We start from the raw sequence: 25,276 nt of genomic DNA, 5'->3' as shown, positions 1-25,276 counted from the left end.
CGGCCGCCGCGTTCTGTGCCGTCAGCGGTCGGGAAGCCCGGGTTCTCGGCGTCGTCGAACCCGAGGACGCCGCCGAGGGATATCGATGTCCGCGCCACGTCGTGCGCCTCGGTCATGCCGGGCATCGCGACAGGAAAGGAGCCGGCACGCGAGCGAACCGGCGCCCCGCCTCACAACCCCGCATGCGGCTTCAGTGCCCGCACCCGCGCCACCGCCGCCTCCAGCCCGTCCCAGGCCGGCGCGCCGGGCGCGTAGCGGGCGCGGGCATAGGCCACCACCTCCGCCACCTGGCCGTCGGTGAGCGTGTCCCGGAAGGCCGGCATCGCGGCGGGCGGCGCCGACGGGTCGGGGTTGGTGAAGCGCTCGGCCGCGGCCGGAACGCCGTTGAGGACGGCCTGGATCAGGTTGTCCGGATGGGCGCTGTGGAGCGAGGTCACGCGGCCGAGCGGCACCAGGTCGCCGCCGGCCCCGCCTTCGTGGCAGGCGGCGCAGGCGCCCTGGAACAGCGACGACGCCCCCGGTGGCGCGACCGCGGCGGCGCTCTCGGGCCGGGGTGCCGGCACCGGTCCGGCGAGGCTCGCGAGGTAGACCGCCATGGCGCGGATATCGGTATCCGGCAGCGGGCCCAGTGAGGCGACCACGTCGGCCATCGGGCCGGCGGCGCTGCCGTGGCGGGCCGACCGGCCGGAGCGCAGATAGGCGAAGAGATCGTCCTCGGTCCAGGGCAGGGGCGCGCGGGACAGGCCGGTCAGGGCCGGGGCCTCCCAGCCGTCGGCGAAGCCGCCGGCGAGGCGGGCCGCGCCGCGCCGCTCGGCCCCGAGCGCGTTGCGCGGGCTGTGGCAGGCGCCGCAATGGCCGAGGGCCTCGACCAGGTAGGCGCCGCGGTTCCAGTCCGGGCTCCGGGCCGGATCCACGATCGCGGCCGGGCGGTGGAACAGGGCGTTCCAGTCCGCCATCAGCGGCCGGACGTTGAACGGGAAGCGGAGCGCCGTCGCGGGCGCCGGCGCCGCCACCGGGCCTTGCGCCATCAGGTAGGCGTAGAGCGCCTGCAGGTCGCGCTCGGCGATGCCTGAGAAGCTCGGATAGGGATGGGCCGGGTAGAGGTGATGCCCGTCCCGCGACACGCCCTCCCGCATCGCCCGGGCGAAGGCCGGGTAGGACCACGCGCCGATGCCGGCGACCGGATCCGGCGTGATGTTCGAGGCGTAGATGGTGCCGAACGGCGTCTCGATCCCGCGCCCGCCGGCGAAGGAGGCGCGGTCCGGCCCGGCATGGCAGACGAGGCAGGCGCCGGCCGCCGCGACGAGGCGCCCCTGGACGATGGTGGCGGCGGAATAGGCCGCCGGGTCCGGCCGCTCGATCGATGGATAGGCCGGGCGCCAGGGCATCAGCGTGGTCGCGAGCGCCAGCGCGCCGGCTCCGGCGCCCAACAGCCCTGCGAGGAACCCGCGGCGGCGGCGCGGCGGGGCGTCGGGCCCGGCGATCCGGGGCGGGTTGAGGGCGGCGCGCACCGCCTCGGCGGTGAGCGGCAACTCGCGGAAGCGGATGCCGGTGGCATCGAACAGCGCGTTGGTGATCGCCGCGGCGCTCGGCACCGAGGCCGATTCGCCGGCGCCCAGCGGCGGCTGGTCCTGGCGCGGCAGCATCAGCACGTCGATTTCGGGCACCTGCGGGAAGGCGAGGATCGGGTAGCTGCCCCATTCCCGGCTCGTCACCCCGGTGGCGTCGAAGCCGACCGATTCCTTGAGCACCCGGCTCGTCGACTGGATGACGTTGCCGTGGATCTGGTGGCGGACCCCGTCCGGGTTGATCATCAGGCCGGAATCCTGGCCCACCACCACCCGGGTCACCGCGACCTCGCCGGTGACGCGGTTGACCGCGACATCGGCCACCCAGGCGGCCCAGGCGGCGGCCTTGCCGGGAAACGGCCCATGGACGTAGACCGCGTAGGCGAAGCCCCGGCCGTACAGGATGTCCCTGGCGCCGCCATGCGTGCCGGGCTTGGTGTGCGGCACCCAGGCCGCCCGCTCGGCGACCGCGCGCACGAGGTCGGCGGCGCGGGGATCATCCAAGTAGCGCAGGCGGTATTCGATCGGGTCGATGCCGGCCGCGATGGCGAGCTCGTCGATATAGGATTCGTGCGCGAAGGTGTTGGGCAGGGCCGAGACGCCGCGCAGCCAGGAGGCGCGGGCGATCGGCGGCATGTCGTGCACCGTCACCCGGGCGTTGCCGAAGGCGTAGGGAGGCACCGCCGTGCGGTCGCCCATCGGGTAGACGGCCGGCGCGGCCGCGACCTTGCCGGTGAGGATCAGCGCCAGGGTCGGGGCGCCGTTCGAGGGGTAGCGGGTCTCGAAATCGTAGGCCGCCGGGCCGCCCTCCGCGTCGAGGCCGCCGCGCACGTCCATCACCTGCGCCGCCCCCTTCGGCTCCCAGGCATGCTCCTGCTCGCGGGTGAGCTGGACCCGCACCGGCCGCCCCACCGCCCGGGCGAGCAGCGCCGCGTCGGCCGCGACGTCGTCGGCGCAGTTGCGGCCGTAGCAGCCCGCCGCCTCGTGGCGCTCGATCGCGATCCGCGCTTCCGGAAGGTCGAGCAAAAGCGCGAGGTCGCTCTGCAGGACGTGCGGGTTCTGGGTGCCCGACCACACCACGAGGTTGCCGTCCTCGAACGCCGCGACGGCGCAGGACGGGCCGATCGAGCCGTGCATCTGGTAGGGCCAGACATAGGTCCGGTCGAGCCGCGCCGTCGCGTGGGCGAGTGCCCGCTCGACGTCGCCCTCGTCGAGGAGCCGGCGGGCCTTGGCGGGATTGCCGCGGAGCGCCGCCTCCGGCCGGTTGAGGTCGGGCAGCCCGTCGAAGGAGCGCCAGGTCGCCGCGAGGCAGCGGGCGGCCTCCGCGGCGTTCTCCTCGCGCTCGGCGACGACGCCGACGAAGTCGCCCTCGACCACCACCGCGACGAGACCGGGGATGTGGGCGACCGAGGCCTCGTCCACCCGGAGCAGCAGGCCACCAAGGACGGAATCGACCCCCGGGGCGGGCGGCCGCACCACGCGGCCATGCACCATGCCGGGCACCCGCACGTCGTGGACGTAGGTCCAGGCACCGGTGGCCTTGAGCGGAATGTCGACCCGCGGCACCGGCCGGCCGACGATCGCGTAATCCGCACTCGCCTTCAGGGGTGCGTCGGGATCCAGATCCAGCTCGACGCGCGGGCCCCTGACGAGATCGCCGTAAGCGACGCCGAGATCCGGCTCGGCCGCGACCCGCACCGTGCCGGCCTCGACGACGAGCTCCGCCAGGCCGCGGTTGAGCCGGCGCGAGGCGGCCTCGACCAGGTGGCGGCGGGCGGTGGCAGCGGCCTGACGCAGGGGCTCTGCGGCGATCTGGATCGTCTCGCTGGCGATGGTGCCGCCCTGGTCGGGGGTGGTCGCCGTGCTGCCGAGTTCCATCGCGACGCGATCGAACGGCACGTCGAGCTCCTCGGCGACGATCTGGGCGAGCGCCGTGCGGATGCCGGTGCCGAGATCGACGTGGCCGTTGAAGGCGGTGACCCGGCCGTCGCTGTCCACCGCCAGGTAGAGCGCGCGCTGCGGCCCCGCGGCCAGGGCGGCGCCCGGCGCGTCGCCGAGGCGGGGCGGCCGGCCCTTCGTCTCGCGGTAGACGAGCAGCAGGTCGTGCGCCTCCTGCCAGTGCCGGCGGCGTTCGGCGGGGTGAACGGTCATGCGTCGTCTCCGTCGGAGCCGGTCCGTGCCTCGCGCAGCCGCGACGCGGCGGCGCGCACCGCCCGCAGGATCTCGACATGGGTGCCGCAGCGGCACAGATTGCCCTGGAGGCCGGAGCGGATCTCCGCCTCGCTCGGATCGGGATGGGCGGCGAGCAGGGCCACGCTCGTCATGATCATCCCGTTGAGGCAGTAACCGCATTGCGCCGCGTTCTCGGCGATGAAGGCCTCCTGCACCGGATGCAGCCGCCCGCCCTCGGCCAGACCCTCCAGCGTCGTGATCCGCCGCCCGACCGCGGCGCGCACCGGGATCGCGCAGGAGCGCAGCGCCCGCCCGTCGACCAGTACCGTGCAGCTGCCGCACTGGCCGAGGCCGCAGCCGTATTTCGGGCCGTTCAGCGCGAGGTCGTTGCGCAGCACGTAGAGCAGACGGGTGCCGGGCGCCGCCTCCACCGTCACGCTCCGGCCGTTGACGGTCAATCCGTGCCGGACCGGCGCCAGGCGGGGATCCGGGCGGGGATTTTCGGCGACCGGCCGCCGCTCGTCCTGCATGCGCTGTTGTCCTGCCCCTCGCCCGGTCGTCGCCGGTTGCCGCTCGTTCTCACAGATTTCCGGCCCATCCGGAACCGGCCTGCCCGCCGATCGTCCGGCTTGCAAGAGCTTGGCTTGCAAGAGCTTGGCCAGACGGCGCGTGGTGAAACGCTTCCAGCCCTTCAGCCGCGAACTTGGCTAGGATCGATGGTCGATGAGGGCATGGTGCTGGCCAGGGGAGCCGGCATGAAACAAAGTGACCATCCACGCGGCGAACACCCATCTCTCGACGCTGATCGAGGCTGCCCTCAACGGGGGGGGAGATCGTGATCGCCAGAGGCAGCAAGCCGGTCGTACGCCTCGTTCCGATCGCCCGGCGGCCGTTCAGGATCGGCCTGCTCGAGGGACGGGTGGGGAGCGGCCCCGACTTCTTCGAGCCTCTGCCGGACGATGAACTCGATCTTTGGGAAGATGCCAGTGAGGCCGGTTCTGCTGGACACGCATGCCTGGGCCTGGAGCCTGACCAGTCGCGAGCGCTCGTCCGGCAGGGCTGTCGCCGAGATCGCGTCGGCGGATCAATCCTCGTCAGTCCTGTCGGCTTCTTCGAGATCGCGCAGACGGTCCGTATCGGGACATGGCCCGAGATGGACCCCTATGTCCTGCGACGGCCTGTGCTTCTCGACGAGCAGGGTGGGGTGATCGCCAGGCTCGACCCCGAGATCTGCATCACGGCCGGTACGATGGCCTGGGCTGACCGCGATCCGTTCGATCGTCTCCTCGCCGCAACGGCGCAGCATCGCCGGGTTCCGCTCGTGTCGGCCGATGCCGTCTTCGACGGCCACATCGAGCCCATGTCGTGATGAGGAGCGGCCGCGTCCTCGATGTGCGCGCCGATCGTCGGGAAGCCGGAAGAGTATCCCGCCGACCGGGCGAGTCAGACGAACGATGGACGGGCCGCCTCGCCGCCGCGACACCACCGGACCGGGCGGTCCTCGACAGCGTCGGCACGGTGCCGCCCCGGCCTGGTTTTGCGCCGTAGTCCGTTCGTCACGTCGCTGCAAATCATTTTATGGTTTATACTTTAAAGGAAAGTCAATCGCCCGTCATCGCGCAACTTAAATATGTTAATGATTTAAGTTTAAATCGCTGTAAGTTTCTAAAAAAGAAATCAGTCAACATCGATTTGGAGGATACTTTGTCCGAAGATACCCCCCTTGGCGGTACGCCGGAAGGCGGATCCGGGCCATCCGAGACCGGCGCGTCCGGCGGCGCTTCGGCCGCCGGCGACACGACGCCCCCCGTATCCGCCCCCGTCAGCATGTTCCGGCCGACCATGCATGACGGGTCGTCCGCCTCCGAGACGGGGGGCAGGACGGTTCCGGAGCGACCGCTCGAGACGCAGCCCGCCGGCCCGACCTCCGGCGAGATCGTCCCCTATGACGGCCCGGACGGGGCCGCCGACCAGGCGCTGATCCTCGGCCCGCCGGCCGGGCAGGAGGCCGGCGACGGGGCCGATCCGGTGGACGAGGCCTCGGACGGGACGACCGCGCCGGCGCTCGCGGCCGACCTGATCGACGGCACCAGCCTGTTCGGCGACCGGGCCGCGCACTGGTCGGGCGATCCGTCCGAGGCCGGGGCCGGCACCGGCGCCGAACCGCCTTACGCCGAGATCTGCCTGTGCGACGAGACGAGTCTCGCCGTCGGGGAGGGGACCGACCTCGCATCCTGACCCGGCTCCGGGCCCGATCGCGCCGGGCGATGTTTGCATGCGGCTCCCGGAGGTGTCCCTCCCCGGAGGGGCATCGCGTCGCCGGGCAAGGCCCGCGCCGATGACACGGCACCGAAACGCCGCACGACCGCGGCGCTTGCTGAGCGCGCGGCCTCCGCTAGCTCCTCGATCGACGTGAGGGGCGAACGATGCAGCAGCGCTGGCCGGACCGGATCTGGATCGTGCGGCACGGCGAGAGCGCCGGCAACGTGGCACGAGACGCCGCCCAGGCGGCGGGGCACACCCATATCGACATCAACGAGCGCGACGTCGACGTGCCCCTGAGCCCGCTCGGCGAGCGCCAGGCCAGGGCGGTCGGGCGCTGGTTCTCGGAGATGCCGGCCTCCGAGCGGCCCGACGTGGTGCTGACCTCGCCCTACCTCCGGGCCGAATCCACCGCGCGGCTGATCCGCGAGGCCGGCGGCGTCGCCGACCCGCTGCTCGACGACGTCACCGACGAGCGCCTGCGCGAGAAGGAGTTCGGCATCCTCGACCGCCTGACCCGCGAGGGCATCGTCCAGCTCCATCCCGAGCAGGCCGAGCTGCGGCGGCTGCTCGGCAAGTTCTACCACCGGCCGCCGGGCGGCGAGAGCTGGTGCGACGTGATCCTGCGCCTGCGCAGCGCCCTCGACACCATCTCGCTGCATTACGGCGGCCGGCGGGTGCTGGTGGTCGGGCATCAGGTCGTGGTGCTCTGCCTGCGCTACCTCCTCGAGGGCATGACCGAGGACGAGATCCTGTCCATCGACCGGGAGGGCGACGTCGCCAATTGCTCGGTCACCGAATACGCCTTCGATCCCCATCGGGGCAGCAGCGGCAAGCTGGTGCTGCAACGCTACAATTTCGTGGCGCCGCTGACGCAGGCCGGCGCCCCGGTGACGGCCGAGCCCGACGCCACGGGAGCTGCGCGATGACGATCGAGATCGATGCCGGGGCCCTGCGCGGCCGGCCGCTGCCGGATCCGGCCGGCGGCAGCAAGGAGGCGCGGGGCAGCGCCCTCGTCATCGCCGGCTCGGTCGAGGTGCCGGGCGCCGCGATCCTGGCCGGCACCGCGGCCTTGCGGGCCGGCGCCGGCAAATTGCAGATGTCGATCGCCGCCGGTACGGCGCCGCACGCCGCGCTCGCGGTGCCGGAGGCCCTGGTGGTGCGGCTGCCGGAGGGCGACGATGGTCATGTCGACCACGGCCGAGCCGCCGCGGTGCTGCTGCCGCGCACCGAGCGCGCCGCCGCGGTGCTGATCGGCGCCGGCATGGCGTCGGGCGAGCCGACCAAGGCGCTCACCGCGGCGCTGCTCGCCGGCCCGGCCGAGGCGCCCTTCCTGCTCGACGCGGCGAGCATCGACGGGTTGTGCGAGAACGGCGACCTCGTCCGGGCGCGGGCGGGCCGGGTGGTGCTCACGCCGCATGCCGGCGAGATGGCGCGCTGCCTCGGCTGCGAGCGCGACGCCGTCGAGGCCGATCCCCTCGGTGCGGCGCGGCAGGCCGCCGACCAACTCGGCGCCGTCGTGGTGATGAAGGGCGCCGAGACCTGGATCGTCGATCCGGCGGGCGAGACTTGGCACTACGCGGGCGGCGGCGCCGGCCTCGCCACCTCGGGATCGGGCGACGTGCTGGCCGGGATCATCGTCGGACTGCTCGCCCGCGGCACGACGCCCGCCGAGGCCGCGGCCTGGGGCGTGTTCCTGCACGGCGAGGCGGGGCGGCGGCTGGGCGAGAGCTGCGGGCCGATCGGGTTCCTCGCCCGTGAGCTGCCCGGCGAGGTGCCGGGACTGATGCGGGACGTGGCGGAGGGCGCGATCTGAGCCGTGAACTTCGGCTCTGTCCCGCAGTTGATGCGTGCTCTCATCCGCACGGACATCATGATGATCAGGATCGCGGTCGCCCTTACTTTCACCCTCGGCCTCCTCGGGACTGCCCAGGCTCAGACCGCCCGGGTACCGCCGCCGAGCGACGCCGTCGGCGCGCCGGGTCCCGGCACCGGGACGAAGCCGCCCGCCTCGCGCCCGACGACCAATCTCCCGGGCAATCCGAGCAGCAATTCCGTGCCCGGCACCACGCCGGGCGTGTGGATCGGCGGCAGCCCGACCGCGGGCCCGCCGGGGACCGGCGGCACGGCGGGTGGGCCGGCAGTGGGGAACCGCTGAGCGACCCCCTGCAAGGCCGGTCGCGCGGAGACCGGCGGCAAGCGCGAGGACGAGGGAGGCCCCATGCTGACGATCCACCACCTCGGCCATTCGCAATCCGAGCGCATCCTCTGGCTGTGCGAGGAACTCGGGATCCCCTACGACCTCGTCCGCTACCGGCGCGACCCAGAGACGATCCTGGCGCCGCCGGAGTTGCGGGCGCTGCACCCGCTCGGCGCCGCGCCGGTCATCGAGGATGACGGCCTCGTGCTGGCCGAATCCGCCGCGATCGTCGAGTACGTCATCGCCCGGCACGGCGGCGGCCGCCTGCGGCCCGGGCCCGAGCATCCCGCTTATGCCGCCTTCCTGTACTGGTTCCACTTCGCCAACGGGAACCTCCAGCCGGTCGTCGGCCGGCTGATGATCGTGAACCGCGTCGGGCTCTCCCCCGACCATCCGGTCCAGGTCGCGGTGCAGGGGCGCCTCGACCGGGTGATGGCGCTCATCGAGGCGCGGCTCGGCGAGGTACCGTACCTCGCGGGCGATGACTTCACGGCGGCCGACATCATGAGCGTGTTCTCGCTCACCACGATGCGGCTGTTCCAGCCCATCGACCTCGCGCCCACTCCCAACATCCGCGCCTACCTGCGGCGCATCGGCGAGCGCCCGGCCTATCGCCGCGCCATGGCGAAGGGCGATCCCGATCTCGCGCCGATGCTGACCTGACGCCTCACAGCGTCAGCCAGTCCCGCAGCAGCGCGGCGGTCGCGTCCGGCCGCTCCAGCGGCGGCAGGTGGCCGCATTCCGGCAGAACCTCGAAGCGCGAACCAGCGATGCCGTCGTGGATCTCGCGGGCGAGAGCCGGCGGCGTCAGCTGGTCGTCCGCGCCCACCGCCACCAGGGTCGGCACCCGGATCGCGGACAGCGTCGGCCGGCTGTCGGCCCGGTCGAGGATCGCCCGCTGCTGGCGCAGGAAGGCGGCGTCGCCGACCCGTTCGGCCATCGCCTTCACCGCCTCGCCCACCGGCCCGTCCACGTGCGAGGCGTGGACGAGCTTCGGCAGCAGACGGGTGGTGACGCCGGCGAAGCGGCCGACCTTGAGCTGGTCCATGCCCTGGCGGCGCGTCGCAGCCCGGCCCGGGTCCTCCGGCGCGGCGGCGGTGTCGAACAGGGCAAGCCGGGTCACCCGCTCGGGGGCCTGGCGCAGGATCTCGAAGGCGACGTAGCCCCCCATCGACAGGGCGACGAGCCCGAAGCGCGGCGGTGCGACGACGAGCGCCCGGCGCGCCATCGCGGCGACGCTGTCGTCGAGGGTCAGGTCCGCCACCGCGGCGGCGGTCCGGTCGGCGAGCGCGTCGATGGCGGCGCGCCACAGGACCGCATCGTTGAGCAGCCCGGGCAGGAACAGCAGCGGGGCGAGATCGGTCGTCATGACCGCCCCTATGGCCGGATCGCGGACCCGGCGCCAGGGGCGGCGACACTCCTCAGTAGGAGCGCGGCATGCCGAGCACGTGCTCGGCGATGTAGGACAGGATCAGGTTGGTCGAGATCGGCGCCACCTGGTAGAGCCGGGTCTCGCGGAACTTGCGCTCGACGTCGTACTCCTCCGCGAACCCGAAGCCGCCGAAGGTCTGGATGCAGGCATTGGCCGCCTCGAACGAGGCGTCGGCGGCGAGCATCTTGGCCATGTTGGCCTCCGCGCCGGGATTGGCGCCGGACTCGTAGAGGCGCAAGCCCTCCTGCACCATCAGCTCGGCGGCGCGCATGTTGGCGTAGGCCTTGGCGATCGGGAACTGGATGCCCTGGTTCTGGCCGATCGGCCGGCCGAACACCTGGCGCTCACTGGCATATCCGGACGCCTTGGCGATGAACCACTTGGCGTCGCCGACGCACTCGGCGGCGATCAGGAGCCGCTCGGCGTTCATGCCCGACAGGATGTAGCGGAACCCCTTGCCCTCCTCGCCGACCAGGTTCTCGGCCGGTACCTCCATGTTGTCGAAGAAGACCTCACAGGAATTGTGGTTCATCATCGTGCGGATCGGCCGGATGGTCAGGCCGCGGCCGAGCACCTCGCGCATGTCGACGATGAAGGTCGAGAGCCCGTCGGTCTTCTTCGCCACCTGGTCGCGGGGCGTGGTGCGGGCGAGCAGCAGCATCAGGTCGGAATGCTCGGCCCGGCTGGTCCAGATCTTCTGGCCGTTGACGATGAACCGGTCGCCCTCGCGGCGCGCGGTGGTGCGGAGCGCCGTGGTGTCGGTGCCGCTCGTCGGCTCGGTGACGCCGAAGGCCTGGAGCCGCAGGCGCCCGGCCGCGATCTCCGGCAGGTAGCGCTCCTTCTGGGCCTGGGTGCCGTGGCGCAGCACGGTGCCCATCGTGTACATCTGGGCGTGGCAGGCGGCGCCGTTGCAGCCCGAGCGCTGCACCTCCTCGAGGATCGCCGCCGCCGCCGAGAGCGGCAGGCCGGAGCCGCCATATTCCTCCGGGATCAGCACCGAGAGGTAGCCGGATTCGGTGAGCGCGTTGACGAACGCCGTCGGATAGGCGCGGTCGGCGTCGAGCCGGCGCCAGTACTCGTTGGGGAAGCGGGCGCACAGCTTGGCGACCTCCTCGCGGATCTCGGGGTGCCGGAGGCTGTCGGTCTCGGTCATCGGGCGTCTCCATCCATCCGGCCGCGGGTCCCCTCGGGGATGTCGCGGCTCTTGTCCGTTCGGGCGCGACGCTACATCGTTCGCGGCGACTTGTGTCGGGTCTCGCGAGCCTTCGAGGGCGTGGCCTGTCGACGCTTTCCGCCGACGCGGACCGTCGGCCCCTGCCGTTGAGTTTTACGGTAAGTTCTTGCGCCGCGGAGCGGTGAGCCTGTACTCCCCCGGCCGTCGCGGTGCGGCGCGCAGGAAGAGGGGTTCGTGATCTTATGCGTGCGGCCGACCTGAGCTTCGCACCCGCCGATTTCCTGCGGCTGATCGAGGAGGTCGGGCTCACCGGGACCTGGGGCTGGGTCTTCGCCTCCGACCTGCAGACCTGGTCGCCAGGCCTGTACCGCCTGCTCGGGCTCGACCCGGCGCGCACGCGGCCGAGCTACGACCTGCTCGCCAGCCTCGTCCATCCCGACGACCGGCTCACCCTGGCGAGCGCCGCCGACCTGGCTCAGGGCTACGCCCTGCCCGAGCAGCGGGCCCGGGTGATGCGGCCGGACGGGACCCTGCGGGTTCTGGCCCTGCGCACCGAGCTGCACCTGACCCCGGATGGCCGCCCGCGGGCAGCGGCCGGCATCGCCCTCGACGTGACCGACCCGAGCGCCTTGCTGCGCTTGCGCCAGGCCGACCTGCGCCGGCGCAGCGCATGGTTCGCGCAGAGACGGATGTTGTTCGTGCGCGTCGGCCTCGACCAGAGCTTCGATTTCCCGCCCGAAGCGGCGCAGCTCACCGGGCGCCCTCTCGCGGAGGTCAATGCCGACCCCTTCGCCGACGTCGTGCCGGACGAGCGCTCGGCCTTCCGCGACAGCGCCGCGCAGCGTGGCCTCTTCCAGGTCTTTCAGGGCATGCCTCTGGTCCGCCATCGCAACCGGGAGCCCGAGCGCTACCGGATCGTGTCGGTCCCGGTCCGAGACGAATGTGATCGGTTGGTGGAGCGCAGCAGCCTGGTCTATCCGGCGGCCCTCGGCGCCTTCCCGATGGCGGACCTGCGCCAGGGGCTGGAGCAGGCGGTCGACGGCCACCACCTCCGCGCCGCCCGGGCGCTGCTCGACTGGTCGATGACGGATCTGGCGCAGGCGAGCGGCCTGTCGCTCTCGACGGTGCGGCGCCTGGAGGAGGGAGAGGGCTCGGCCACCCACCGCTCGCGCCACCAGGCGATCGGGGCCCTGCGCCACGCCGGCATCCGCTTCATCCTCCTCGACGACGGCGGGGTGGCGGTGGCGCGCACGTGAGGCCGCCGCCTCAGAAATCGGCGTGCAGGCGGGTGCCGAAGAAGTTCGCCGGTCCGCGGTCGCGGTTATAGGCCGGGTTCACCACCAGCTGGTAGTTGAGCGACAGCGTCACCGCCTTGGTCAGGCTGAGGGCGTAGTAGGTCTCGAGGGCGCGCTCGGGGGCGTAGTTGAGCCGCCCGTCGCCGATCAGCAGCCCGAGGCCGCCATTGGCGAAGAAGGCGCGGTGCGACGGCGACAGGCCGTTGATCGCCGCGCCGATGCCGACCGTGTCGGCCGGCCGCTCCCAGGCGGTGCCCTTGAGCGAGAGCCCGCCCGAGAGCGAGCGGTCGATGTCGGTGAAGGACAGGCTCTCGTTGCGGCCGTCCGAGACGCTGGCCCGGGCGAACAGGCCGAGATCCGGCGTCAGCGCCTGTTCCAGGTTGATGTAGGCGCCGGTCTTGCGCCGGGGCCGGCGCGTCGCGGAGGCCGCGTCGTTGATGTCGTCGTAGATCCCGCCCTGAGTCAGCGCGACGACCTGGCGGTAATTGGCGGTGTTGCCGACGTTGCTGAACAGGCCGATGCGCAGCTTGCCCGGCTGCTCGAGGCCCGGGAGGACGTGGCGCTCCTCGAACTCGATGTTGGTGCCGGCGCGCTCGAAGACCCGCGGGTCGAGCACGTCGTTCGAGGGCTGCTTCGGCACCTGGGTGTAGGCGGCCCGGAGAGCGAAGTCCGCCCGGTTGTATTCCGCCATCACGCCTTGCGTGAATCCGGGAAGGTTGGCCGGGAAGTCCCAGGCCGAGGAGCCCCAGATCGACCAGTTCATGAAGTCGACCCGCGGGTCGTGGGCGTAGACGTTGCCGTCGAAGAAGTCGCCGAGCGCGAACTTGCCGGCCACCACCGTGATCCGCTCGACGTCGCGGGTCATCGCCACCTGGTTGACGCCGTCGGGCACGTCCTCGGTGGCGCCGCCGAGGCCGAAGGTCTGGCGCACGAAGTAGCGGTTGGAGCGCAGCTTCGGGAACGGGGCGCCGGCCTTCTGCGCCTCGCCGTTGACGAAGCCGGCGACGCCGAGCGTGCGCGACAGGCCGAATCCCTGAGAGAATTCCGGGTTGTAGTAGAGCTCGGTGCTGTCGGTCAGCTTCACGCCGAGGAACAGCGTCGCGGTGGTGGTGGCCTGGGCCTGGTGCGGCACCAGGCTGTTCTCGCCGCGATAGGGCGCGCGGAAGCCGGGCACGCCCTGGTTCACGAAGGTGGTCTGGCCGTGGAAGGAGTAGCGGCCGGTGTCGCGGCTCGCCGGCGCGTCCTCCGCCACCTCCGCCGGCAGGGTCAGGCCGTAGGGGTACCAGGACAGCCGCGCCATCATCTGGTGCGACGAGAAGGCGGCCTGCGTCGAGACCGGGCCGAGGCCCGGCACGGCGCCGAGATCGAACCGGCCGGAGCGGCCGAGGTCGATGTAGCGGTAGTCGAGGCCGAGCGCGAGGTTCGGGGTGATGGCGTATTGCACGCCGGCCCCGAGGGTGAAGCCGAGGAACGACAGATCCTTCCTGGCGGTCGCCACCGCGCCCGTGGCGAGTTCGGGATAGGTCGCGAGCACCCGGGCATTGGCGCCGGCAAGCCCGAAGGTGGCGTAGACGAGGGTGCTCTCGAACGAGTAGCCGAGGCGGCCCCGCAGGGCACCGTAGAGGTCGGTCTTGCCGCGGATCACGCTGAAGGGCGGATCGACATCCTCGTAGCCGAAGCCGGTGGCCGTCGAGGGCACCGGCCGCTTGAGGTTGGCGCCGTAGAGGTCGGCCTCCAGCCCGTAGAGATACGGGCCGGTCTGCCAGTTGTAGCCGCCGAACAGCCCGCCGACCGCCGTTGTGGCGGTGCGGCCGGCATCCGAGCGCCTCGTCGAATCGCCGCTCTGGAAGGCCGGGATCGCCTGGCCGCCGACGGTGCTCGGCCCGAACCGGTAATTGCCGAACGAGGCACCGGCGCTGCCCTCGATCCCGAGATACGGCCCGGACCAGTCGGTGTAGGAGGGTGCGGCCGGGGCGGCAGGGGCAGGGGCCCGCAGGTCTGCCGCCGCCGCCACGCTGGCGCACAGGCCCAAAGCCACCCCGAAACCCGCTCCGCCCGTCCGCCGCATCGCCGCGCCCCCGTCCCGTTCCGGTGCCAGGTATAGCCATTGCTATATTCCTGGCAACCGGTCACGCTTGCGCGGGAAGGCCTCCACGGTTTCCGTGACGCTAATGTCACGGCCGGTGGGCCCGACGGGGTTTTCGCGCCCCGGGACTTCAGGCCGCCAGCAGACCCCGGACCGCGAGGTTGCGCATCAGCGCGGCCGCGCCGAAGGTCCAGGGCTCGCAATCCTGGCAATGGCGCATCCGGTTGACCAGAGCGCCGAGGCCCGGGCTGCGGATCGTCACCCGGTCGCCGACCTTGTGGGTGAAGCCCTGGCCCGGGGCGCCCCGGTCCTCGACCGGCGCGAACATCGTGCCGAGAAACAGCACCGCGCCGTCCGGATACTGGTGGGTGCCGCCCATCATCGCGTCGACGAGGTCGGCCGGGTCGCGGCTGATCTCGGAGAGGGCCGACGTGCCCGACAGCCGGAATCCGTCCTCGCCGGTCACCTCGAGGCTCACCACGGTGCGGCGCACGTCGTCGAGCGTGAAGCCGTCATCGAACAGGCGCAGGAACGGTCCCAGCGCACAGGAGGCGGCGTTGTCCTTCGCCTTGCCGAGGAGCAGCGCCGAGCGCCCCTCGAAATCGCGCAGGTTGACGTCGTTGCCGAGCGTCGCCCCGACGATGCGCTGGTCGGAGGCCACCACCAGGGCCACCTCGGGCTCCGGGTTGTTCCACTGCGAGCCCGGATGCAGGCCGGCCTCCTGGCCGCAGCCGACGGAGGAGAGCGGCTGCGCCTTGGTGAAGATCTCGGCATCGGGGCCGATGCCGACCTCGAGGTACTGGCTCCAGGCGCCCTGCGCCACCAGCACCGCCTTCAGGGACATCGCCTCGGGCGAGCCGGGCTTGAGGCGGCGCAGGTCGTCGCCGACGAGACGGCCGACCTCGAGGCGGATCGCCGCCGCGGCGTCCGGGTTGCCGCGCGCCCGCTCCTCGATCACCCGCTCCAGCATCGAGACCGCGAAGGTGACGCCGGCGGCCTTCACCGCCTGGAGGTCGACCGGCGCGAGGAGCCAGGGCTTCGAGGGGTCGCGGGTGTCCGGGGCCGTGTTGGCGAGCACCGCGTCGAGGGGAGCGACGGTCTCGCCGGCGGCCTGCCGCAGGGCGGCGGCGGGGTCGGGCGTCTCGCACAGGTCGCGGATGGTCGGGAAGGCGCGGGTGATGTCGACGAGCTCCGGCACGCCGTCGGCGCCCTGGCGCACCGCGACGATGCTCGGCCCGTTCAGCTCCGGACGCCAGATCCGGCCGGCCAGCGCTCCGGCACAGCCATCCTCCGGCAGGATGGCGCGGGCGTCGTAGGCGTCGAGAATCGGCTGCATGGGGTGAGGTCTCCTCCCGGCCGGCGCCCGTTCGGCGGGTGCGCGGCACCGGGAGAGACCTAAGCCGATCGGCAGCGGCGGGGAAGCGCCCGGTGCGGGTCTGGACCGGTATGCGCGACGAAATCGATGCCCTCGGGCGCCGCGCGGCGGAGACCGGGATCCAGACCCGCAGGTCGGCGAGGGGAGGGCGGCCGGCATTCCGCGGTTCGGCCCCACCCGCGCGTCCGGATCGCGCTTCGTGCGCCGCCGGGTCCGGGCTTCGCGGCCCGGGACCGGCCGGGATCCCCGTCCCGGGTGTCGGTCGGGCATGCCGGTCGGATTGCCCCGACGTGGCGCCTCTCCCGCGGCAGGCTCCCGCCCGCGGGCGCTCTGGGGGCGAGGGCGGCGCGGGGCTGGGGCGCGTCGGTCCCGTGAGCGGACCGGGGCGATCATGGACCGGACACGGCCCATGATCGCCCAGTGCCCGGGTCGCGCTCCCGCACGACGGCGACATTCCGCGGGCGTCAGGCCGCGTCCGAGCGGCAGGCCAGGACGTGCCGCAGAACCTGGTCTGCGGGGGCCGGGCGGCCGAGATGGTAGCCCTGCAGGTAGGGGCATCCCAGGGCGCTGAGGGTTGCCAGGTCCTCGGCGGTCTCGACGCCCTCGGCCACCACCTCGATGCCGAGGGCCCGGCCGAGGCCGAGCACCGCCTGGACCAGCCCGCGCTTGTCGTCCGAGGTCGCCAGGCCGGTGACGAGGCTCCGGTCGATCTTGACCCGGCCGGCGCGCAGCTGGCGCAAGGAGGCGAGCGACGAGTAGCCGATGCCGAAATCGTCGAGCGCCACGCCGATCCCCGCGCGGGAGAGGGCCAGGAGCTTGTCCTGCACCGCCTCGATGTCGAGGGCGGTCTCCTCGGTGATCTCGATCTCGAGCAGGGACGGCGGCAGGCCGAGCGCCCGCAGGCGGTCGAGCACGATCTCGTCGATCGGGACCTGCGCCATCTCCCGCGGCGAGACGTTCATCGCCACCCGGATGTCGGACACGCCGCCGGCACGCAGGGTCGAAAGCGCGCCGCAGACCTGCTCCAGGATGAAGCGCAGGAGCGATTCGGTCAGCCCGGCCCGGGCGGCGGCGGCGACGACCTCGCCGGGCGGAATCCAGCCATGGGTCGGGTGGCGCCAGCGCACCAGGGCCTCCAGGCCGGCGATGCGGCCGCCGCCCTCGCCGAAGATCGGCTGGAACCACACCGCCAGGCCGTTCTCCACCAGCGCGTGGGAGAGGTCGCGCTCGCTGTCGCGCCGCATCTCGAGGCGTCCGCGCAGGCCCTCGTCGAAGATCCGGAAGCGGTTCCGCCCGGCGGCCTTGGCGGCGTAGAGCGCCTCGTCGGCGCAGCTCAGCATCTGGGTCAGGCTCGGCCCGTGGGCGTGGCACAGGCCGATGCTGACGCCGAGACGGCCGGTATCGAAGCTCTCGAACGGCTCGACGATCGCGGCGATCAGGGCGGCGGCGAGATCGGCCGGCGGCAGGCCGCCCGCCGGATCGTACAGCACCGCGAACTCGTCGCCGCCGAACCGGGCCGCCAGGGCGCCGGACGGCAGGGTCCGGCGCAGGCGCCGCGCCACCTCGACCAGCACCCGGTCGCCGGTCGAGTGGCCGTAGACGTCGTTGACCGACTTGAACCCGTCGAGGTCGAGCAGCATCAGGCACGGCGCCGGACCGGGCCGCGCGATCCGCTCCTCCGCCCCTTGCGCGAACCCGGCGCGGTTCATCAGCCCGGTCAGCGCGTCGTGGGTGGCGCGGCGGCGCATCTCGTCGGCGAGCGCCGAGGCCTCCTCGTGCGCCTCCTGGCGGGCCTGGGCCAGGGCGGTGGCCTCGTTCTTCAGCCGGGAGGTGCGGCGGAAGCCGCGCTCGGTCTCGATGGCGGCGCGCAGGAGGGCGGCGAGATAGACCAGCACCGTGAGGGCGAGGCAGATCCGGTCGAACCCGCCCGACCAGGCAAGGCAGCCCGCCGCGGTCAGGAGCGGCGGCGTGATGAAGCTCGCGGGAATCGCCGCGAAGGCCATGCCGTGGGTGACCGCGCCCGCGGTGATGCCGCAGGTAACGATGAGGTAAAACAGGGTCTGGGGCGCGGTGTAGCCACCGCACAGGACCGCCACCAGGGACCAGACCACGCCCGAGATGAACGCCGCCAGGGTCGCGAGTCGCAGGTGGAGATCGACCGAGCGGGCGGCCGCCCGCGCCTCCCCGGGCGACGGCGTCTCGGAGGCGGAGAGGCCGGCGCAGGGCGCGCGGCACAGGCCGATCCGGGTGAGGTTGACGACCGAGGAGACCGCGAACCAGGCGAGGCCGGCCAGCCACTGCCCGGCCTGGGCGGCCACCAGGGCGCCGGTCGCGCCCAGGATCGCGTTGACGGGCATCGCCTGCTGCACGCTGAGGCGCACGGAATCGAGCTGGTCGCGCCGGATGGAGGCGCGCAGGACCGGGCCGTCATCCGCGCGCGGCCTCTCGGAACCTGCTCTCTGGCGGCCTGGTCCAGACATGGCACCTCGGTGGGTCAGCGTCGCTGTCGTACCAGCTTATGGGTAAAGAATCGTTGATGGTCCCGACGTCAACCCGGCCCGATCGCCAGTGCCGCCACTGCCGCGACGGAACGCGGGCCGAGCCTGGCTGTTAACGTGTTCGCAGAGCGGAGGAGCATCATGCGGAACGTGGCGAAGGTGGCGGTCGTGGCGGCGATGACCGTGATGGGTGCCGGCGCGGCGCAGGCCAAGGGCTGCATCAAGGGCGCGATCATCGGCGGCATCGCCGGTCACTACCTCGCCGAGCGCGGCGTCGTCGGCGCCGTGGCGGGCTGCCTCGCCGGCCGGGCCCTCGCCAAGCGTCGCGCCCAGCGCGACATGGATTACGGCGCCCGGGTGCGCCCGCGCGACGGCTACGGCTACGGCGCCGGCCGGAGCTATTGAGGATTCACCGGCGGACGGTGATCCGCTGATCGTCGCGCCCCGCCGCGTCATTCCTTGCTCCGCTTCGCGGCCTGGGGAGGACGCGGCTGATCGTGCCGTCGGCGCGCATGAAATCCCGGGGCTCCGCGGCACCGCCTAGGGCCGCCGACGCGGCGATCCGTCCCGTGCCGCCGGCCGCCGCCGCCCCATCTGAGCCTGCATCCGTCACGCTCGCTCCGGGTGCGCATGGCCGTCTTCTTCACCGCCGACACGCATTTCGGCGATGCTCACATCCTGCGTCAGCGCGGTCGCCTGTTCGCGTCCATCGCGGAGCACGACGAGACCCTGGTGGCGAACTGGAACGCCGCCGTCGGACCCGAGGACGAGGTCTGGCATGTCGGCGACTTCGCGGCCCATGCCGAGCGCGCGCATTGCCAGGCGATCTTCTCGCGGTTGAACGGCGTCAAGCGCCTGGTGCGCGGCAACCACGACAGCAACCGCGTCCTCGACCTGCCCTGGGCCGACCCGCCGGTCGAGAGCGCCCGCGTCACCCTCCGCGAGGACGGGCGCGAGTGGCGGCTGTTCCTGGCCCACTACGCCCACCGGGCCTGGCCCGGCCTGTGGCGCGGCACCCGCCACCTCTACGGCCACACTCACGGCACGCTGCCCGACACCACGCGGTCCTGCGACGTCGGGGTCGATGCCTGGGCGTATCGCCCGGTCAGGCTCGCGGCGATCGCCGCGCGCCAGGATGCGGCGACGCTGGTGCCGGAGGAGCTGGCGAGGGACTGGGCGAGGGAGGAGGCCGCCCGCGGGGCGGGCGGCCAGTGAGCGGCGCTCAGCCGCCGATGTTGTAGGCCGCCAGCGCCGCCATGTTGACGAGGTCGGAATCGGTCGCCCCGAGCGGCACGATCTGCACCGCCTTGTCGAGGCCGACGATCAGCGGCCCGAGCACCTGGGCGCCGCCGAGCTCCTGCAGCATCTTGGTCGAGATCGAGGCCGAGTGGAAGGCCGGCATCACCAGGACGTTGGCCGGCTGCTTGAGGCGGCTGAACGGGTACTGCGCGAGCAGGTCCTTGTTCAGCGCCACGTCGGCCGCCATCTCGCCGTCATACTCGAAATCGACCCGCATCCCGTCGAGGATCCGCACCGCCTCCTGCACCTTCTCGGCGCGCTCGGCCTTGGGGAAGCCGAAGGTCGAGAAGGACAGCAGCGCCACCCGCGGCTCGTAGCCGAGGCGGCGGGCGACGCCCGCGGCCTCGATCGCGATGCCGGCCAGCTCCTCGGCGCTCGGCATCTCGTGGATCGCGGTGTCGGCCACCAGCACCACGCGGCCGCGGGCGAGGCAGAGCGAGACGCCGATCACCCGGTGGCCGGGCTTGTGGTCGATGACCCGGCGCACGTCCTCGAGCGCGATCGAGTAGTTGCGGGTGGTGCCGGTCACCATCGCGTCCGCGTCGCCGAGCGCCACCATCGAGGCGGCGAAGTGGTTGCGGTCCTGGTTGATCAGGCGCTGGCAGTCGCGGAACAGGAAGCCCTTGCGCTGCATCCGGGCGTAGAGGAACTGCGCGTAGACGCTGTTGCGGTCCGACTTGGCGGCGTTGTGGATCTCGATATTGTCGCGGCCCGAGAGGTCGATGCCGGCGGCCTCGGCATTAGCCATCACCCGGTCCTCGCGGCCGACCAGGATCGCGGTGCCGAGGCCCTGGTTGACGAAGGAGACCGCGGCGCGGATCACCACCTCCTCCTCGCCCTCGGCGAAGACGACGCGCTTCGGGTACTTGCGCACCCGCTCGAACACCCGGTTGAGCGTGCCGGCGACGGGGTCGCGCCGGGCCGAGAGCTGGGCCCGGTAGCGGTCCATGTTGTCGATGGGCTTGCGGGCGACGCCGGTCTCCATCGCGGCCTTGGCCACCGCCGGCGGGACGGTGTGGATCAGGCGCGGGTCGAACGGCACCGGGATGATGTACTCGCGCCCGAAGCGCGGCCGGGTACCCTGGTAGGCCGCCGCGACCTCGTCCGGCACGTCCTCGCGGGCGAGGGCCGCCAGGGCCTCGGCCGCCGCGATCTTCATCTCCATGTTGATCGTGGTCGCGTGCACGTCGAGCGCGCCGCGGAAGATGTAGGGGAAGCCGAGGACGTTGTTGACCTGGTTCGGGTAGTCCGAGCGCCCGGTCGCCACGATGGCGTCGTCGCGGACCTGCGCCACCTCCTCGGGGGTGATCTCCGGGTTCGGGTTCGCCATCGCGAAGATGATCGGCTGCGGCGCCATCGAGGCGATCATCGCAGGGGTGAAGGCGCCCTTCACCGAGAGGCCGAACGCGATGTCGGCGCCCTCCATCGCCTCTTCGAGGGTGCGCTTCGAGGTCGCGACCGCGTGGGCCGACTTCCACTGGTTCATGCCCTCGGTGCGGCCCTGGAACACCACGCCCTTGGTGTCGCACAGGATCACGTTCTCGGAGCGGAAGCCCAGCGCCTTGACGAGCTCGATGCAGGCGATGCCCGCCGCGCCCGCGCCGTTGACGACGAGCTTGGTCTCGGCGATGTCGCGGCCGGTCAGGTGCAGGGCGTTGATCATGCCCGCGGCCGAGATGATCGCGGTGCCGTGCTGGTCGTCGTGGAAGACCGGGATGTCCATCAATTCCCGCAGGCGCTCCTCGATGATGAAGCACTCGGGGGCCTTGATGTCCTCCAGGTTGATGCCGCCGAAGGTGGGCCCGAGATAGCGCACGCAGTTGATGAACGCGTCGGCATCCTCCGTCCCGACCTCGAGGTCGAAGGAATCAATGTCGGCGAAGCGCTTGAACAGGACCGCCTTGCCCTCCATCACGGGCTTCGAGGCGAGCGCGCCGCGGTTGCCGAGGCCGAGGATGGCGGTGCCGTTCGAGATCACCGCGACGAGGTTGCCCTTGGCGGTGTAGTCGTAGGCGAGCGCCGGGTCGTCGGCGATGGCGAGCACGGGAACCGCGACGCCGGGCGAGTAGGCGAGCGACAGGTCGCGCTGCGTCGCCATCGGCTTCGTCGCCACCACCTCGAGCTTGCCCGGGCGGCCCTGCTGGTGGAATTGCAGCGCCTCCTGGTCGGTGAAGGTCGGGCGCTTGCCGCGGGTGACGGGGCGGGACTCGCTCATGCCAAGCTCTTCTCTGCGACCGGGATCAGACTCAAGGGGACACGTCCCTTAGGGCCATGACCCGGCCGGCTCAAGCGGCGCTGCGGCGCTGACACCCGCCGCCGACCCATTTTAAACCGGGGATGATCATCCCCATCATCCCCGAAGTGCCGGCCTGGAACGCGGGCACGAGCCTCTGGTAGTCTGCCCGACCACGATGCCGCGGATGCGACGACAGCCCCCTGATCTCATGACGATGGATAGCGATACCGGCCGCCTGCTGCGCAACGAGGCTTACGAGCCGGCCGACGAGGCGCCGCCGCCGCCCGCCCGCACCCGCCGGGCCGCCGCCCCCGACGACGAGACCAAGGTCTCGCCGATGATGGCGCAGTACATCGAGATCAAGGCGGCGAACCCGGACTCCCTGCTGTTCTACCGCATGGGGGATTTCTACGAGCTGTTCTTCGAGGACGCCGAGACCGCCGCGCGCGCGCTCGGCATCGTGCTGACCCGCCGCGGCAAGCATGCCGGCGCCGACATCCCGATGTGCGGCGTGCCGGTCGAGCGCTCGGACGATTACCTCCAGCGCCTGATCGGCCTCGGTCACCGTGTCGCGGTCTGCGAGCAGACCGAGGATCCGGCCGAGGCGAAGAAGCGTGGCTCGAAATCGGTGGTGCGGCGCGAGGTCGTGCGCCTCGTGACCCCCGGCACCATCACGGAAGACCGCCTGCTCGATCCCGGCCGGGCCAACGTGCTGCTGGCGCTCGCCCGCCGGCGCACCTCGGAGTCAGCCTGGTGCTACGGCCTTGCCGCCGTCGACATCTCGACCGGGCGCTTCTCGCTCGGCGAGGTCGAGGGTGCAGGTCTGTCGGCCGAGATCGCGAGGCTCGACCCGCGCGAGATCGTGATGGCGGAGGGGATCTATCAGGACCCCGACCTCGCCCGCCTGTGGCGTGACGCCAAAGCCGCGGTGACCCCGGTCGGGCGCGGCGACGTCGATCCGGCCTCCGCCGAGCGGGCGTTGAAGGAGCAGTTCGGCGTCCAGACCCTCGACGGCTTCGGCACCTTCAGCCGGGTCGAGGTCGCGGCGGCGGGCGCGGTGCTGCATTACATCGCCCGCACCCAGCTCGGCGCCAAGGTGACGTTGGGCCCGCCGGCCCGCCAAGCGGCGGGCGCGAGTCTGATGATCGACGCGGCGACGCGCCAGAACCTCGAACTCACCCGCACCCTCTCGGGCGAGCGGTCGGGCAGCCTGCTCGCCGCCATCGACCGCACGGTCGGCGGTGCCGGCGCCCGGCTCCTCGCCGAGCGGCTCGCCGGCCCCTCGACCGACCTCGCGCTGATCCGGCGCCGGCACGACGCGGTCGAGTTCCTGGTCGGCGAGGCGGCCCTGCGGGCCGAACTCCGGGCCGAGCTGGCGCGGGCCCCCGACATGGCCCGCGCCCTGTCGCGGATCTCGCTCGGCCGCGCCGGGCCCCGCGACCTCGCGGCTTTGCGCGACGGGCTGCTCGCCGCCCGCGGCATCGCGACGGCGCTCGCCGGGGCCGGCGCCCTGCCGGGCGAAATCGGCAAGGCCGCCCGGATCCTCGCCGGCCTCGACGAGGCGCTCGCCGACGACCTCGCCGCGGCGCTCGCCGACGACCTGCCGCTCCAGCGTCGCGACGGCAACTTCGTGCGCGAGGGCTACCGCCCCGAGCTCGACGAGACGCGTACGCTCCAGCGCGATTCGCGTCAGGTGGTGGCCGGCCTCCAGGCCCGCTACGCCGCCGACACCGGCTGCCGCACGCTCCGGATCAAGCACAACAACCTGCTCGGCTACTTCATCGAGGTGCCGCAGGCCGTCGGCGAGACGCTGCTGAAGGATCCCTGGCGCGCCACCTTCGTCCACCGCCAGACCATGGTGGACGCGATGCGCTTCACCAGCGTCGAGCTGGGCGACCTCGAGACCAAGATCGCCAACGCCGCCGGCCGGGGGCTGGCCCTCGAGCTCGAGATCTTCGAGAGCCTGTCCAAGGCCGTGATGGCGGAATCCGACTCGATCGTCGCGGCGGCAGGCGCGCTGGCCGCCCTCGACGTGGCGGCCTCGCACGCCGAACTCGCGGTCGAGCTGAACTGGACCCGGCCGGTCGTCGATGACGGACTCGCCTTCCGGATCGAGGGCGGGCGCCACCCCGTCGTCGAGGCGGCGCTGACGAAGGCCGGCGAGGCCTTCATCGCCAATGCCTGCGACCTCTCCGGCGACACGGCGGGCCAGATCCTCCTCGTCACCGGCCCGAACATGGGCGGCAAGTCGACCTTCCTGCGCCAGAACGCGCTGATCGCGGTGCTCGCCCAGATGGGCGCCTTCGTGCCGGCGACGTCCGCCCATCTCGGTCTCGTCGACCGGCTGTTCTCCCGCGTGGGTGCTGCCGACGACCTGGCGCGGGGCCACTCGACCTTCATGGTCGAGATGGTCGAGACCGCCGCGATCCTGAACCAGGCGACCAAGCGCTCCCTCGTCGTCCTCGACGAGATCGGCCGCGGCACCGCGACCTTCGACGGGTTGTCGATCGCCTGGGCCTGCCTGGAGCACCTGCACGGCGCCAATGGCTGCCGGGCGCTGTTCGCCACCCACTTCCACGAGCTGACAGGTCTCGCCCAGCGCCTCGACCGGCTCTCCAACGCCACCCTCAAGGTGACGGAGTGGAAGGGCGACGTGGTGTTCCTGCACGAGGTGGTGCCCGGCGCCGCCGACCGCTCCTACGGCCTCCAGGTCGCGCGGCTGGCCGGCCTGCCCGCCGCGGTGATCGCCCGCGCCAAGGCGCTCCTCGCCGAATTGGAGCGGGGGGAGGGCGGGTCTGGGCGGCGGAAGGCCCCGGCCGAGCTGCCGCTGTTTTCCGCGATGCCGGCCGGCCCGCCGCCGCCGGCCCCGCCGGTGGCGAAGCCCGACCCGGTCGGGCTGCTCCTCGACGGGATCGACCCGGATTCGTTGAGCCCGCGGGAGGCGCTGGATGCGCTCTATCGGTTGAAGGCGGCGCGGGCGGAGGGGTGATGAGCGTCGAGGACGGGGTCTGGCTCAACGAGCCGGTCACGTGGCGACGGGAGCACGGAGCCCTCCACGTCGTCACGGATCGGGCCACCGATTTCTGGCGGGAAACCCATTATGGATTCACCCGCGATACGGGCCACTTCCTCGGGGTGATGAGCGTCGGCGATTTCACCGCGCAGGTGCGGGTTCAGGCGCAGTACGAGGATCTGTACGATCAGGCCGGCCTGATGGTGCGTGTCTCGCCGCGCCAGTGGGTCAAGGCGGGGATCGAATGGTCGGACGGTCTGCCGATGATCAGCAGCGTTTTGACGGTCGACCGGTCTGATTGGGCGACAGCGCCCTACGGACATGACCCGGGGGATTTCTGGCTGCGCGCGACAGTGGCCGCCGGCGTGCTCCGGCTGCAGGTCTCATCCGACGGAGTGCATTGGCCGCTCATGCGGCTGTGCCCGTTCCCTGCTGGACCTTACAGTGTCGGTCCGATGTGCTGTACGCCGGAACGTGCTGGGTTGAGGGTCAAGTTCTCCGACTTCACGGTCGGAGGCCCGATGGGCAAGGCGCTGCACGACCTGTCGTGACCAGGCCAAACGGACCTGACGCTCTCCGTCGTCATTCCGGTGCCGTGTCTGGAAACTCGGGACGCCCCGGGACGCGTCACGTCTGCCGATCGGGTCGAGGTCCCGCGAAGCGCGT

19 protein-coding genes are annotated in these 25,276 nt (G+C 72.2%); 10 read left to right on the top strand and 9 right to left on the bottom strand.

The genetic code is table 11. The features are described from left to right. Positions 1-170: 170 nt before the first annotated feature. The gene (locus FF100_RS12145) at positions 171-3,719 is read right to left on the bottom strand and encodes a molybdopterin cofactor-binding domain-containing protein (RefSeq protein WP_139035958.1); all 3,549 of its coding nucleotides are present in this window, start codon (positions 3,717-3,719) and stop codon (positions 171-173) included. Next, positions 3,716-4,219 (bottom strand): (2Fe-2S)-binding protein, encoded by a 504-nt coding sequence (locus FF100_RS12140; protein WP_425463306.1) that lies wholly within the window; start codon positions 4,217-4,219, stop codon positions 3,716-3,718. The genes FF100_RS12145 and FF100_RS12140 overlap by 4 nt, the downstream gene beginning before the upstream one ends. A gap of 356 nt (positions 4,220-4,575) precedes the next feature. Here FF100_RS12140 and FF100_RS38500 point away from each other — a divergent pair, with 356 nt between their 5' ends. From FF100_RS38500 to FF100_RS12115, 4 genes are all read left to right on the top strand, one after another. Beyond that, positions 4,576-5,109 carry a PIN domain-containing protein gene (locus tag FF100_RS38500; RefSeq protein ID WP_425463302.1) on the top strand — a complete coding sequence of 178 codons (534 nt, stop codon included), beginning with the start codon at positions 4,576-4,578 and terminating at the stop codon, positions 5,107-5,109. Between the two features lie 458 nt (positions 5,110-5,567). Beyond that, on the top strand, positions 5,568-5,978 hold the full coding sequence (locus FF100_RS12125; RefSeq protein WP_139035956.1) for a hypothetical protein: 411 nt from the start codon (positions 5,568-5,570) through the stop codon (positions 5,976-5,978). 188 nt (positions 5,979-6,166) lie between these two features. Further along, positions 6,167-6,931, top strand: a complete 765-nt coding sequence (locus FF100_RS12120; RefSeq protein ID WP_139035955.1) for a histidine phosphatase family protein — start codon at positions 6,167-6,169, stop codon at positions 6,929-6,931. Further along, entirely contained in the window at positions 6,928-7,818 is an 891-nt protein-coding gene (locus tag FF100_RS12115; protein ID WP_139035954.1) for an NAD(P)H-hydrate dehydratase, read from the top strand. Before FF100_RS12120 ends, FF100_RS12115 begins: the two co-directional genes overlap by 4 nt. 119 nt (positions 7,819-7,937) lie before the next feature. Here the strand turns inward: FF100_RS12115 and FF100_RS37020 are convergent, their stop codons facing one another. After that, positions 7,938-8,129 (bottom strand): hypothetical protein, encoded by a 192-nt coding sequence (locus FF100_RS37020; protein WP_171070134.1) that lies wholly within the window; start codon positions 8,127-8,129, stop codon positions 7,938-7,940. Between the two features lie 94 nt (positions 8,130-8,223). Between FF100_RS37020 and FF100_RS12105 the strand changes: the two genes are divergently transcribed. Further along, positions 8,224-8,865 (top strand): glutathione S-transferase family protein, encoded by a 642-nt coding sequence (locus FF100_RS12105; RefSeq protein ID WP_139035953.1) that lies wholly within the window; start codon positions 8,224-8,226, stop codon positions 8,863-8,865. A 4-nt stretch (positions 8,866-8,869) separates the two neighbouring features. Here FF100_RS12105 and FF100_RS12100 read toward each other — a convergent pair whose 3' ends face one another. Next, a complete protein-coding gene (locus FF100_RS12100) occupies positions 8,870-9,571 on the bottom strand; it encodes an alpha/beta fold hydrolase (protein WP_139035952.1) in 702 nt (233 codons plus the stop codon). 52 nt (positions 9,572-9,623) lie between these two features. Then, entirely contained in the window at positions 9,624-10,787 is a 1,164-nt protein-coding gene (locus FF100_RS12095) for an acyl-CoA dehydrogenase family protein (RefSeq protein WP_139035951.1), read from the bottom strand. Positions 10,788-11,050: 263 nt separating this feature from the next. Here FF100_RS12095 and FF100_RS12090 point away from each other — a divergent pair, with 263 nt between their 5' ends. Further along, a complete protein-coding gene (locus tag FF100_RS12090; protein ID WP_139035950.1) occupies positions 11,051-12,064 on the top strand; it encodes a PAS domain-containing protein in 1,014 nt (337 codons plus the stop codon). A gap of 10 nt (positions 12,065-12,074) precedes the next feature. Here FF100_RS12090 and FF100_RS12085 read toward each other — a convergent pair whose 3' ends face one another. The 3 genes from FF100_RS12085 to FF100_RS12075 form a co-directional block, all read right to left on the bottom strand. After that, the gene (locus FF100_RS12085; protein WP_139035949.1) at positions 12,075-14,171 is read right to left on the bottom strand and encodes a carbohydrate porin; all 2,097 of its coding nucleotides are present in this window, start codon (positions 14,169-14,171) and stop codon (positions 12,075-12,077) included. Positions 14,172-14,319: 148 nt separating this feature from the next. Beyond that, on the bottom strand, positions 14,320-15,525 hold the full coding sequence (locus FF100_RS12080) for a fumarylacetoacetate hydrolase family protein (RefSeq protein ID WP_139035948.1): 1,206 nt from the start codon (positions 15,523-15,525) through the stop codon (positions 14,320-14,322). A gap of 503 nt (positions 15,526-16,028) precedes the next feature. Then, the gene (locus FF100_RS12075; RefSeq protein WP_139035947.1) at positions 16,029-18,044 is read right to left on the bottom strand and encodes a putative bifunctional diguanylate cyclase/phosphodiesterase; all 2,016 of its coding nucleotides are present in this window, start codon (positions 18,042-18,044) and stop codon (positions 16,029-16,031) included. 159 nt (positions 18,045-18,203) lie between these two features. Here FF100_RS12075 and FF100_RS12070 point away from each other — a divergent pair, with 159 nt between their 5' ends. After that, positions 18,204-18,467, top strand: a complete 264-nt coding sequence (locus FF100_RS12070; protein ID WP_139035946.1) for a hypothetical protein — start codon at positions 18,204-18,206, stop codon at positions 18,465-18,467. Positions 18,468-18,692: 225 nt separating this feature from the next. Next, positions 18,693-19,277, top strand: a complete 585-nt coding sequence (locus FF100_RS12065) for a metallophosphoesterase (protein ID WP_139035945.1) — start codon at positions 18,693-18,695, stop codon at positions 19,275-19,277. Positions 19,278-19,284: 7 nt separating this feature from the next. On the opposite strand, the gene FF100_RS12060 is transcribed toward FF100_RS12065, so the two are convergent. Then, positions 19,285-21,576 carry an NADP-dependent malic enzyme gene (locus tag FF100_RS12060; RefSeq protein ID WP_139035944.1) on the bottom strand — a complete coding sequence of 764 codons (2,292 nt, stop codon included), beginning with the start codon at positions 21,574-21,576 and terminating at the stop codon, positions 19,285-19,287. Positions 21,577-21,805: 229 nt separating this feature from the next. Here FF100_RS12060 and mutS point away from each other — a divergent pair, with 229 nt between their 5' ends. Further along, positions 21,806-24,586 (top strand): DNA mismatch repair protein MutS, encoded by a 2,781-nt coding sequence (mutS, locus tag FF100_RS12055; protein WP_139035943.1) that lies wholly within the window; start codon positions 21,806-21,808, stop codon positions 24,584-24,586. Then, complete coding sequence (locus FF100_RS12050; protein WP_139035942.1) at positions 24,586-25,161, top strand: DUF1349 domain-containing protein; 576 nt, start codon at positions 24,586-24,588, stop codon at positions 25,159-25,161. Before mutS ends, FF100_RS12050 begins: the two co-directional genes overlap by 1 nt. The last annotated feature ends 115 nt before the right edge of the window (positions 25,162-25,276 follow it).

This window comes from Methylobacterium terricola, from assembly GCF_006151805.1.
GTDB classification, from domain to species: domain Bacteria; phylum Pseudomonadota; class Alphaproteobacteria; order Rhizobiales; family Beijerinckiaceae; genus Methylobacterium; species Methylobacterium terricola.
The sequence above is the reverse complement of the archived record's forward strand: the minus strand, read 5'-3'. Positions and strand labels throughout refer to the sequence as shown.